The organism is Flavivirga aquimarina, assembly GCF_030540835.1.
Taxonomy (GTDB): domain Bacteria; phylum Bacteroidota; class Bacteroidia; order Flavobacteriales; family Flavobacteriaceae; genus Flavivirga; species Flavivirga aquimarina.
This window is the reverse complement of record NZ_JAUOEK010000178.1, coordinates 44,978-57,987: the sequence shown is the minus strand read 5'-3', so window position 1 is coordinate 57,987 and position 13,010 is coordinate 44,978. Positions and strand designations below refer to the sequence as shown.

6 protein-coding genes are annotated in these 13,010 nt (G+C 35.0%); all 6 read left to right on the top strand.

The features are described from left to right. The first annotated feature begins 3 nt into the window (after positions 1–3). A complete protein-coding gene (locus Q4Q35_RS19190) occupies positions 4–1,656 on the top strand; it encodes an alpha-L-fucosidase (protein WP_303279646.1) in 1,653 nt (550 codons plus the stop codon). A 19-nt stretch (positions 1,657–1,675) separates the two neighbouring features. Further along, on the top strand, positions 1,676–4,288 hold the full coding sequence (locus tag Q4Q35_RS19185; protein ID WP_303279645.1) for a glycoside hydrolase family 3 protein: 2,613 nt from the start codon (positions 1,676–1,678) through the stop codon (positions 4,286–4,288). A gap of 18 nt (positions 4,289–4,306) precedes the next feature. Continuing rightward, positions 4,307–5,902, top strand: coding sequence for a sulfatase family protein (locus Q4Q35_RS19180; RefSeq protein WP_303279644.1), 1,596 nt, complete (start codon positions 4,307–4,309; stop codon positions 5,900–5,902). A gap of 671 nt (positions 5,903–6,573) precedes the next feature. Next, complete coding sequence (locus Q4Q35_RS19175; RefSeq protein ID WP_303279643.1) at positions 6,574–8,925, top strand: glycoside hydrolase family 95 protein; 2,352 nt, start codon at positions 6,574–6,576, stop codon at positions 8,923–8,925. Between the two features lie 6 nt (positions 8,926–8,931). Further along, the gene (locus Q4Q35_RS19170; RefSeq protein WP_303279642.1) at positions 8,932–10,299 is read left to right on the top strand and encodes a sulfatase family protein; all 1,368 of its coding nucleotides are present in this window, start codon (positions 8,932–8,934) and stop codon (positions 10,297–10,299) included. A 12-nt stretch (positions 10,300–10,311) separates the two neighbouring features. Beyond that, complete coding sequence (locus Q4Q35_RS19165; RefSeq protein ID WP_303279641.1) at positions 10,312–12,990, top strand: glycoside hydrolase family 3 protein; 2,679 nt, start codon at positions 10,312–10,314, stop codon at positions 12,988–12,990. Positions 12,991–13,010 lie beyond the last annotated feature (20 nt).

The following is a 13,010-nucleotide window of genomic DNA, read 5'->3' as shown; positions in this document are numbered from 1 at the left end:
ACAATGATTTTTGTTTTTTCAAGTAAGAAAATTTTAAAAGTTAGTCTTAAAAAAAAGAATGTTGTCAATTTGTTTTTTGTTGGCATTTTATTCCTTTTAAGTACTAACGGTGCTATGGCCCAAGAAAAGGAATTATCATGGGAAGCATTAGCAAACGAATACGAATGTCCAGAATGGTTTAGAGATGCCAAGTTTGGTATTTGGTTTCACTGGGGGCCGCAAAGTGTACCAGAACAAGGTGGCGGTTGGTATGCAAGACATATGTATATGAAAGATGTAGGGCGCCAAAAATTTGGAAAAATGGCTAATCCATATCACTTGCAAACGTATGGACACCCTTCAGAATTTGGTTTTAAAGACGTTATTAATTCATGGAAAGCAGAAAAGTTTGATGCAGAAGCGTTAGTTCGTTTTTCAAAAAGAAATGGAGCAAAATATATAGTAGCCTTAGCAAATCATCATGATCATTTTGATTTGTTCGACTCCTCACACCACCCATGGAATTCGGTAAATGTTGGTCCGAAAAGAGATATTATAGGCGAATTTGCCAAAGCCACTAGAAATGAGAATTTAAAATTTGGAGTTACCAGTCATGACGATCGTTTTTTAAACTGGTGGAAACCTGCATTTGGGGCTGATAAAGAAGGCATTTATAAAGGAGTTCCTTACGATGGACGCTTAACCAAAGAAGATGGAAAAGGAAAATGGTGGGAAGGTTTAGATCCTAAAGATTTATACGGTCCTGCTCCAGAAGACCGTACCCCAGAAGTTATTGAGGCAATTAAAAAGAACTGGCAAAAACGTCATATTGAATTGGTAAATAAATACAAGCCAGATTTGTTGTACAATGATGGTTTTAACTTTTCCTATGGTAAATACGGACAAGAGGTTGCTCGTAAATTGTACAACAACAGCTATAATGAAAATGGTTTTGTTAATGCAGTAATGCTATTAAAAAGGAAAGAAAAAGGAACGGTTAACGAAGTAGAATCAGGAGGAAGTAATACGTTACGAGAATATCCATGGCAATCAGAAATTACGTTTACAGATTGGTTCTATAAAAAAGATAGACACTTAACCCATAATGCACGGACCATTATAGAAATGCTTATAGAAGCAGTTAGTAAAAATGGAAACTTATTGCTTAATATAGAACTACATCCAGATGGTACTATTCCTAAAGAACAAGAAGTGATAATAAACATTGTAGGCGATTGGTTAAAAATAAATGGCGAAGCCATATACGGAACACGACCATGGAAAGTTTATGGAGATGGTAAAAGTATACGTGGAGATAGTGAAATAACTAGTAATGGAGAAATAAGAAATGCAGGAGATGATATTGCTGAAAAAACAAAAAAAGGAGAACATTATAACCAGCGTACAACAGCTACATCTCCATTTGCGAATGATGAGGTTAGATTCACCAAAAAGGGTAATAATTTATATATAATGGTTATGAATCCTAAAAAGGGTGATGTTAAAATTCCGACATTTGGTTTAAATAATAAAATGAGTCCAGGGAAATTTAAAAAACTGGTAAGATTGGACAATAATGACAAAATAAAATTTGTGCAAACCAAAGAAAGTACAACTATAACAGTTTCAGATATTAATGGTAGAAGTTACCCTATAGTATTGAAAGCATATTTTTAAAAAAATAAAGAAAGAAGAAATGTTAAAAGCAGGTAAAAGAATAATGAACTCAAACAGGTTATTCTTAGTCTGTGTGTTTTTAATAATAAGCACAGGCTATGCACAGGATTATCAATTTCCATTTGAAAATTATAAGCTTTCTATAGAAGAACGCGTAAATGATCTGGTTTCAAGGATGACTTTAGAAGAAAAAGTTTCTCAGATGATGAACAAATCCCCTGAAATTAAAAGGCTTAATATTCCAGAATATGAATGGTGGAATGAATGTTTACATGGCGTAGCAAGAGCAGGGAAAGCAACTGTTTTTCCACAGGCAATTGGGTTAGCGGCTACATGGGATACTAATTTGATATATAAATCGGCAGTTGTAATTTCAGATGAAGCAAGAGCCAAACACCATGAAGCATTAAGAAATGAGGATTATGGTAGATATAAAGGATTAACCTATTGGACGCCTAATATTAATATATTTAGAGACCCACGCTGGGGAAGAGGTCAAGAAACCTACGGAGAAGACCCATATTTAACAGCACGCATGGGAGTTAATTTTGTAAAAGGTATGCAAGGTGACGATTCTAAGTATTTAAAACTAGTAGCTACACCTAAACATTATGCTGTGCATAGTGGTCCCGAACCCGAAAGACATTTTTTTGATGCCACAACGACAAAACGAGACTTATATGATACCTATTTACCAGCTTTTGAAGCCTGTGTAGTAGAAGGAAAAGCCTATTCTATAATGGCAGCTTACAATAGGTATATGGGTAAACCTTGTTGTGCAAGCCATCAACTATTAGAAGATATTTTACGAAAAGATTGGGGTTTCGATGGCTATGTAGTTTCAGATTGTAATGCCATACGCGATATTCACGATTATCATAATTATGTAGATTCTAAAGAAGAAGCGGCAGCTGTTGCAGTTAAAGCAGGTTGCGATTTAAACTGTGGATCGCGCTATGAATATTTGATAAATGCTGTTGCAGAAGGAGATATTACAGAAGATGAAATAGATGTCTCCTTAAAAAGATTATTTGTAGCCCGTTTTAAATTAGGTATGTTCGATCCCCCAGAGGTTGTACCCTATGCCAGTATCCCAACAAGTGTCGTAAGTTCGAAAAAGCATAGAGAATTAGCACTGGAAACAGCTAAGAAATCGATTGTGTTATTAAAAAACACGGATAATACCTTACCGCTTAAAAAAGATATAAAATCGATAGCAGTTATTGGCCCAAACGCTAATAATTTAGATGTTTTGCTAGGGAATTACAATGGATTTCCTTCGCAGTATTTTACACCTTTAGAAGGTATAAAAAACAAGATTCCTAAAGGTACCGAATTGTATTACGAGTCCGGATGTAACTTAATAGCCGAAGAATCTGCCATGTCTTTAATTCCGGCAGACGTTTTAAGCTTTAAAAACAAAACAGGACTACAAGCTACATATTATAATAATACAGACCTATCGGGAAAACCAATCACCAAACGATTAGAGCAGGGAATTAATTCTAATTGGAATTCAAACCCGGTTAAAAGCTTAAATGAAGCTAACTTTTCAGTACAATACACAGGAAAGATAAAAGTAGAAGTTTCAGGGGAATATACTTTAGGGTTACATAGTAATAATGGCTATAAATTGACTGTTGATAAAAAAGTAATTATTGATAATTGGGAAAAACCAAAGAGAAGACTTTTAAAAGAAAAAATATATCTGGAAAAAGGAAAAGCATATGAAATTTCAATAGAACATTTTCATAAAGGATACCCGGCAAAATTAGAATTTTTATGGTCATCACCAGACAAGACTTCATTTGAAAAAGCAATTGATCTTGCAGAAAAATCTGAAGTTGTCATTTTTGTTGGCGGAATCTCACCAAAAGTAGAAGGAGAACAAATGCCGGTTAATTCCACAGGTTTCGATGGTGGAGATAAAACAAATATAGAGCTTCCAAAAGTTCAAAAAGAACTTATTAAAGCCTTACACGCTACAGGAAAACCAGTAGTTTTGATTTTACTTAATGGTAGTGCCTTAGCTGTTAATTGGGAAAATGAAAACTTGTCTTCAATTATTGAGGCATGGTATCCTGGAGAACTGGGAGGTACTGCTATTGCCGATGTACTTTTTGGCGATTATAACCCTTCAGGAAGACTGCCGGTTACTTTTTATAAATCAACAAAAGAATTATCGCCGTTTGTTAATTATAGTATGAAAGGGCGAACGTATAGATATTTTGAAGGCGAAGCACTTTACCCTTTTGGATTTGGTTTAAGCTATACAAAGTTTAGTTATGAAAATTTAAAATTATCTAAGCTAAAAATGACCGCAACAGAGACGTGTAAAATATCTGCTGTAGTGACTAATACTGGTGATTATGCAGGAGACGAAGTGGTGCAATTGTATGTGAAGGATTTAGAAAGTTCGGTAGTTAGACCTCTAAAAAGTCTAAGAGGAATAAAGAGAATTTTTTTAAAACCTAAAGAATCGCGTGTTGTACATTTTGATATAACTCCCGAGGACTTATCCTATTTTGATATTGAAAAGCATAAAAAAATAGTTGAGCCAGGAGCTTTTGAGATTGGTATTGGCCCAGCATCGAATAATTACGAAACAATCGAATTACAAATAATAAACTAAACTAAAATTAACTTTAAAATGAAGAGATTATTTCGATTATGCGCTTTATCTGTTTTTATTTCTTTTATCGCAACAAGTTGTAAAAATAAAACAGAAGAAAAAACAGAAGAGAGTGAACCCAAACGACCCAATATCCTTTATATTATGTCCGATGATCATACATCACAAGCATGGGGGATATATGGCGGTATACTAAAAGATTATGTACATACACCAAACATCCAACGTCTAGCATCAGAAGGCACAGTATTAGATAACTGTTTGGTGTCCAATTCTATTTGTACACCCAGTAGAGCAACTGTGCTTACAGGACAGTATAGTCATAAAAATGGCGTAATAACCTTAGGAGCTGGATTATCGCCAGAACACCCAACCATTGCAGGCGTATTGCAACGAGGTGGTTATCAAACATCCGTTATTGGAAAGTGGCACTTAAAACAAGAACCTACTCCCGATTTCGATTATTATTGTGTTTTACCTGGACAAGGAAGATACTGGGATCCTGTTATGAAAACCAAGGAAAATTGGCAAGATTATACAGAAGGAGGTAAACCTTATAAAGGATTTAGTACCGATGTTATTGCAGATAAGACTATAGATTGGATTGAAAACAGAGATAAATCTAAACCATTCATGGCGATGTGTCATTTTAAAGCAACACATGAACCGTTTGATTATCCCGAAAGATTTAAGCACTTATACAGAGATGGCGATATACCTATTCCAGCTACATTTTATGATGAAGGACCAGAAACAACAGGAAGATCTTTTAGAGGTCAGTCTATAGATAGTTTAAAAGCTAGGTATTTAAGAGCTTCAAAAGATCCAGAGAATGTTCCTGGTTATATGAAGTATCCAGAGTTACCCTTAACCGTAGATGGATTAGATAAAATGCAAGCACGTTATAAAACATATCAGAAATATGTAAAAGATTTTATGCGTTGTGGAGCTGCTATAGATGATAATATTGGTAAATTATTGGAATATCTTGACAAATCAGGATTAGCAGAAAATACGATTGTAATTTATACAGCAGACCAAGGTTACTTTTTAGGAGAGCACGGATGGTTCGATAAACGCTTAATTTACGAAGAATCTATCCACATGCCATTTGTAATTCGTTACCCGAAAGAAATACCAGCAGGAAAAAGAAATTCAGATCTTATTGAAAATGCAGATTTCTCAGCATTATTTGCAGATTATGCAGGCTTAGAATATCCAGAAACCATGCAAGGACATAGTTTCCGTGAGAATTTAAAAGGAAACACACCTAGCGATTGGCGTAAGTATGGTTATTACAGATATTGGGATCACTCAAGTGACCGCCCGGGACATTTTGGAATTAGAGGAGAACGCTACAAACTAGCTTTTTATTACGGAAATGCACTTAAAGTAAACGGTTATACAAAAGAAAACCAGCCAAAGAAGTTTTGGGATTTCTTCGATTTAGAGAAAGACCCTAGCGAAACACACAATGCATATAACGACGCAGAATATCAAGACATTATAAAGCAAATGAAAGCAGAAATTTTAGCGCAACGTGATATGCTTGGTGATACAGATCAGGATAATGAAGAAGTACTGCAAATTATTGCTGACTATTGGGAAAGTTAAAAAATAAAATGTTTTAAAAACATTTAACTATGAATTTAGACTATTGCATTTTAAGAAAATAAAAGATTAATGAATAAAAAAGGCTATCAAGTGAAATTGGTGCTGAGGGATAAGATGAAGAAGTTCATAATATTAATAAAAGAACATGAAAATGATTGATAGCGCACCAACCTAAAATTAATCTTGAGCTAATTATACTGTAAACTCTCACTAAGTAGTATCAACCCAAACTCAAGATAATTTTAGGTTATTATTAGCAAAGCGAACAAAAAAGAGATTAAAAACCAAAAAGGTTTTAGAAGAAATAGATGTTGATAATGAGAAAATTAATAATATAAAAAGTATTAGATTGATTGATAGCAAACCAACTTAAAGTTATTCTTGAACTATATATATTGTGATCTTTCACTAAGCAGTATTATATAAGTTCAAGGTAATTTTAAGTTATCATTATTTTAAGTGAACCAAAGAGAAAATTAATAATTATAATAAAAGAATACTGGAACTGATTAATAGCAATCCAGAAGAACTTAAAATTATTCTTGAGTTAATCTTATGCAGATTTCTCTAACCAATCAGCATATAGATGCTCAAGAAGATTTTAGGTTATCATTATTAAGCAAATAACAGATCATAACTAAGGGAATTATTAAAATTAATTGATACCGATAATGAGCAAATTCATAAAATTAATACAGAACATGGGAATGATTAATGAGCAGAGAGGTCTAAAACTATTTTTAGGTTATACACTGCTTTTCCTTTCACTAAGTTGTACACAAGCCCAAGATGATTTTAGGTTATTTTACAATGAACCAGCCGAAAAATGGACAGAAGCCTTACCTATTGGTAATGGCAACTTGGGAGCCATGATTTTTGGTGGTGTACAACAAGAACACATTCAGTTTAATGAAGAAACGCTTTGGAGAGGGCAACCACACGATTATTCAAATAAAGGTGCTGGCAAATATTTATCAGAAATAAGAACACTGCTTACAGAAGGAAAACAAAGAGAAGCTCAAAATTTGGCGACAAAAGAATTTATGAGCAACCCTTTAAAACAAATACACTATCAACCATTTGCAGATATCTACATTGATTTCCCCGAACATGAAAACTTTACAAATTATTCTAGAAGCCTTAATTTAGATAAAGCCATTAGCAAAGTCTCATACAAAGTAGGCAATGTAACCTATAACCGCCAGGTATTTTCGAGCCATCCAGATAAAGTTATCGTTGTAAATCTATCAGCAAGCCAATCAAAAGCGTTGAATTTTAATTTGTTTTTAGATGCTCTACATGAAGATAAAACCCTTAAAACCGATAACGATTCACAAACCATCGTAGTAAAAGTAAAAGACGGCGTATTATGGGGAGTAGCCACCATAAAAATAGAAACAGATGGAAAAGTAGTCACTTCAAACGGGCAATTACAAATAACAGAAGCATCAAAAGCGACCCTTTATTTATCGGCAGCAACAAACTATAAAAATTTCAAAGACGTATCAGGAGAACCAAATGTCATAGTTGCTAAAACACTAAAAAATATAGAAAATAAAGGTTATGATAAGGTAAAAGAAACCCATATTAAAGATTATCAATCTCTATATAATCGTTTTAGCATAGATTTTGGAGATAACGGAAAATCAGAATTAGTAACTAACCAAAGAATTTATGATTTCTGGAAAAACCCGGACGACCCGCAATTATTGGCATTATACATACAATACGCACGTTATTTAACAATAGCTTCAAGTCGTCCGGGAACCAACCCCCCAACCCTTCAAGGTATTTGGAACCATAAAATAAAACCACCATGGTTTAGTAGTTATACCACCAATATCAATTTAGAAATGAATTATTGGGCGGTAGAAATGACCAATTTAAGCGAATGTCATGAACCATTATTCGATTTTATTGAAGACGTTTCAAAAACAGGAAAAATAGTAGCAAAAGAGCATTATAATGCAGACGGATGGATCATGCACCATAATGTTGATATCTGGCGAGGCGCAGCCCCGGTAAATGCATCAAACCATGGTATTTGGCTAGGCGGTGGCGGATGGTTGTGTACGCATATTTGGGAACATTACCTCTTTACACAAGACAAAGCATTTTTAAAAGAAAAATACCCGTTACTTAGAGATGCAGCATTGTTTTATTCTCAATTTTTATACAAAGACCCTAATACAGGTTACTTAATAAGTACGCCATCAAATTCACCCGAAATAGGAGGTTTGGTTGCAGGACCAACGATGGATCACCAAATTATAAGAGCATTATTCAATATTACAATAGAAGCGTCTGAGGTTTTAGGCGAAGATGCGGAATTTGCAGAAAAGTTAAAAATCATGGTGCCACAAATAGCTCCAAACCAAATTGGGCAGCATGGACAATTACAAGAATGGTTAGAAGATAAAGACAACCCAGAAGTTAAACATAGGCATGTATCACATTTGTGGGCTGTTCATCCCTGGAACGAAATTAATTATGAAGATACGCCAGACTTAATGAAAGCTGCTAAACAATCTTTAGAGTTTAGAGGCGATAAAGGTACCGGTTGGAGCCTAGCCTGGAAAATAAACTTTTGGTCTCGATTTAGAGATGGAGATAGAGCTTATAAATTAGTACATATGTTATTGAGTCCAGCAGAAATACCAGAACGTAAGATTAGAGGAGGCTCATATCCAAATTTATTTGATGCACACCCGCCGTTTCAAATAGATGGAAATTTTGGCGGAGCAGCAGGTATGGTAGAAATGCTTATTCAAAGTCATTTAGATAAAATAGAGCTATTACCAGCATTACCTGGCGCACTTCCAAAAGGAAACATTTCAGGAGTATGTGCAAGAGGCGGTTTTGAACTTAGTTTCACTTGGGAAAACGCAGCGTTAACAGGCGTTAAAGTTTTATCAAAAAGTGGAGGTAAATGTACATTAGTTTATAAAGATAAACGTGTTGAATTTGACACAGCAAAAGGAGAAACATATCAATTTAATAGTGAGTTAAAGGCAAAAGAATAAAGCAGTATGAATAAATTATTAGTAATAATAATACTTGTTTTTTTTAATTGGAATGCTTCAGTTAAAGCACAAAGCAAAACCTCTAAACCTAATATCATTATTGTTTTTACAGACGATCAAGGGTATCAAGATGTGGGAGTATATGGTTCGCCATTAATAAGCACGCCTAATCTAGATAACATGGCAGCAAACGGAATACGCTTTACAGATTTCTATTCAGCATCATCCGTATGTTCACCATCAAGAGCATCTTTATTAACAGGATCATATCCACCAAGAGTAGGTGTGCCTAAGGTGTTATGGCCAAATTTAGAAGGAGGTTTGTCAAATCAAGAATTGACAATTGCAGACATGTTAAAAACTAAAAACTATGCAACAGCTTGCGTAGGAAAATGGCATCTTGGAGATCAGCCTCAATATTTACCAACAACACAGGGGTTCGATTACTATTACGGCATCCCTTTTAGTAACGATATGTCGGTTAATCCAAAGTCTAAAGTTTCAGAAGATATTATTTTTAGAGAAGGCATGACTATAGATAGTCTACGTCAAGAAAAATGGCGAGGACGAAAAGTCCCTTTAATGAAACAAGATGAGGTTATAGAATATCCTGTGGATCAAACAACATTAACACAACGATATACTTCAGAAGCCGTTAATTTTATTACAGAAAACAAAGATACCCCCTTCTTTTTATACTTGGCACACACCATGCCTCACATTCCGCTTTATACTTCAGAAGGTTTTAAAGGAAAAAGTAAGCGAGGTTTATATGGTGATGTTATTGAAGAAATAGATTGGAGCGTTGGTAAAATTTTAAAGACTTTAGAAACCTTAGGTATCGATGATAATACGCTGGTTATTTATACATCTGATAATGGCCCATGGAATTTAAAAGATGGAAACGGAGGAAGTGCTTTGCCACTGCGAGGGTTTAAATTTCAAACTTACGAAGGCGGGATGCGTGTCCCTATGATAGCCCAATGGAAAGGAGAAATAGAAGCAGGTAGTGTGTGTAAAGAAATAGCATCAACCATAGATTTTCTACCAACCATTGCACATGTAACAGATAGTGAAATGTCCAATAAACCAATAGACGGCAAAAATATCTGGAAGTTATTATCAGGTAAGAAATCGAAATCACCACATAAAAAAGAAGGTTTTTATTATTATAAAGAATCAACTTTAGAAGCAGTAAGGTATGGCGATTGGAAGCTACGTATAGTAGAAGATAAAGTAGAACTTTACAATCTTGCTAACGATATTTCAGAAAAAAATAATGTAGCAGAAAACAATCCGAAAATAGTAAAGAAGTTACGAAAGAAAATAAACGCTTTTGATAAAGATTTAAAGCAAAATAAACATCAATTTTAATTAATAAGACGGTTGAAGTACTCAAAAAGAATAATATTAATAGCAGTATTTGGAATATGTATATGGTCATGTTCTAAAAAATCAAATGATGAAAATCCAGCATACAAGAATCCAAAACTTTCTGTTGAAGAACGCGTAAATGATTTAATGAGCCGAATGACTTTAGAAGAAAAGTTCTGGCAAATGTTCATGATTCCCGGAGATTTAAGTATTGGAAAAGATAAGCTTACGCATGGTATTTTCGGATTTCAAATTTCTTCAAAAGGAAAGAATGATAATGCCGCAGAGCAAATCATGGACTACGGGTCAACAGGTAGTGCCAAACAAATGGCAGAAGAGATAAACGACATTCAACGTTATTTTTTAGAAGAATCTCGTTTAGGGATACCCATAATTCCATTTAATGAAGCCTTACACGGTTTAGCACGAGATGGCGCAACCGCATATCCACAAGCCATAGCATTAGCAGCAACATGGGATACTACTTTAGTTGCTAATGTCGCAAAGGCAATTACTAAAGAAACAAAAACCAGAGGGATACGTCAAATTCTATCACCAGTATTAAACATTGCACGTGATGTACGTTGGGGACGTACCGAAGAGACCTATGGAGAAGACCCGTATTTAACGACGCAAATGGCATCAGCATTTATAGGTGCTTTCGAAAGAGAAGGCGTAATAACCACACCCAAACACTTTGTCGCCAATGTAGGTGCAGGAGGGCGCGATAGTTACCCGATTAGTTTTAACGAACGATTGTTAGAAGAAATATATTTTCCAGCGTTTAAAACGGTATTTCAAAAAACAGGAGCAAGGTCGGTTATGACGTCGTATAACTCTGTAGATGGCACACCATGTACATCAAACGAATGGTTACTACGTAAAAAACTGAAAGAAGAATGGGGATTTGATGGTTTTGTTATTTCAGATGCAGGAGCTACAGGAGGTGCGAATGTATTACATTTTACAGCAAAAGATTATGCCGAAGCCACCGAAGATGCTGTAGAAGCAGGATTAGATGTTATGTTTCAAACCAATTACAATCATAAACCATTGTTTTGGGAAGCTTACGAAAAAGGGATGGTTGATGAAAAAGCGATTGATGAAGCCGTTAGACGCATCTTAAAAGCAAAATTTGAATTAGGACTATTTGAAAACCCCTATGTAGATGTGAAAGAAGCTGCAACTTGGAACGGACATAAAGACCACCGAGAATTGGCAAGAACAGCAGCAGCAAAAGCGATGGTTTTATTGAAGAACGAAAATGAGGTATTACCATTAAAAAAAGCAGCTAAAGTGGCGCTTATAGGTTATGATGCCAAAGCAGCACGTTTAGGAGGTTATAGCGGACCTGGAAATGATAAAGTGTCCATGTACGATGGTATAATCAATAAGATTGGAGAAGCAAATGTATCCTATACAGAAGGCGTACCATTTAAAGAACAGACTTATAAAGTTGTTGCTTCAGAATATTTGTCAACAGTAAAAGAAGGAAAAGAAACTAAAGGTTTAAAAGCGACGTATTTTGATAACATTAAACTAAGCGGAACACCAAAAGTAGAACGCATCGATAAAAAAATTCAATTTGGTTGGACCCTCTTTTCTCCACATAAAGATTTGCCGTATGATTGGTTTTCAGCACGATGGACAGGGAAATTAAAAGCCCCAAAATCTGGAGTTTTTAATATTGGTATAGAAGGCAATGATGGTTACCGATTGTATTTAGATGGCGAGTTGATTATTGACAATTGGCAGAAACAATCATACAACACTATAGTAAAACCATTTACTTTTAAAACAGGACAAACGTATGACATCAAACTAGAATATTTTGAATCGGCAGGAAATGCAAAATTCAAAATGATTTGGGATTATGGTGTTGAAGATAACGTAGACAAACAAATTGGCAACGCAGTTGCAATCGCTAAACAAAGTGATGTTGCCGTAGTGGTAGCAGGAATACATGAAGGCGAATTTCAAGACAGAGCATTATTAAACCTCCCAGGGCATCAAGAAGCGTTAATTAAAGCAGTTGCTAAAACAGGCAAACCAACAGTTGTCGTATTAGTTGGAGGTAGTGCTATAACCATGGCAAATTGGAAGCCCGATGTAGATGGTATAGTAATGTCTTGGTATTCTGGTGAAAATGGCGGAAACGGTTTAGCAGATATTCTGTTTGGAGATGAAAACCCCGCAGGACGTTTGCCCATTACATTTCCAGTTGATGCAGCACAATGCCCGTTATATTATAATAACAAGCCAACAGGTCGAGGCGATAATTACCATAACCTAACAGGACAACCTTTATATCCGTTTGGTTTTGGGTTAAGCTATACCACTTTCGAATATTCCAATTTAGAATTCAGTAAAAATAATATCGCAAATAACGAAACAGTTCAAATTTCGTGTACCGTAAAAAATACTGGAAAAGTAGATGGGGATGAGGTTGTTCAACTTTATATACGTGATGAATTAGCATCAGTATCACGCCCCATAAAAGAATTAAAAGGGTTTGAGCGTATCGCTTTAAAAGCAGGAGAAGAGAAGCAAGTAATTTTTGTTTTAAATCCAAACGATTTGTCTATGCTAGACAAAGATTTAAACCGAATAGTAGAATCTGGGGATTTTAGAATTATGATTGGCGCATCATCAAAAGACATTCGCCTAAGAGGGATATTAAACGTAAAATAATAATTTATGTGAATTACTGG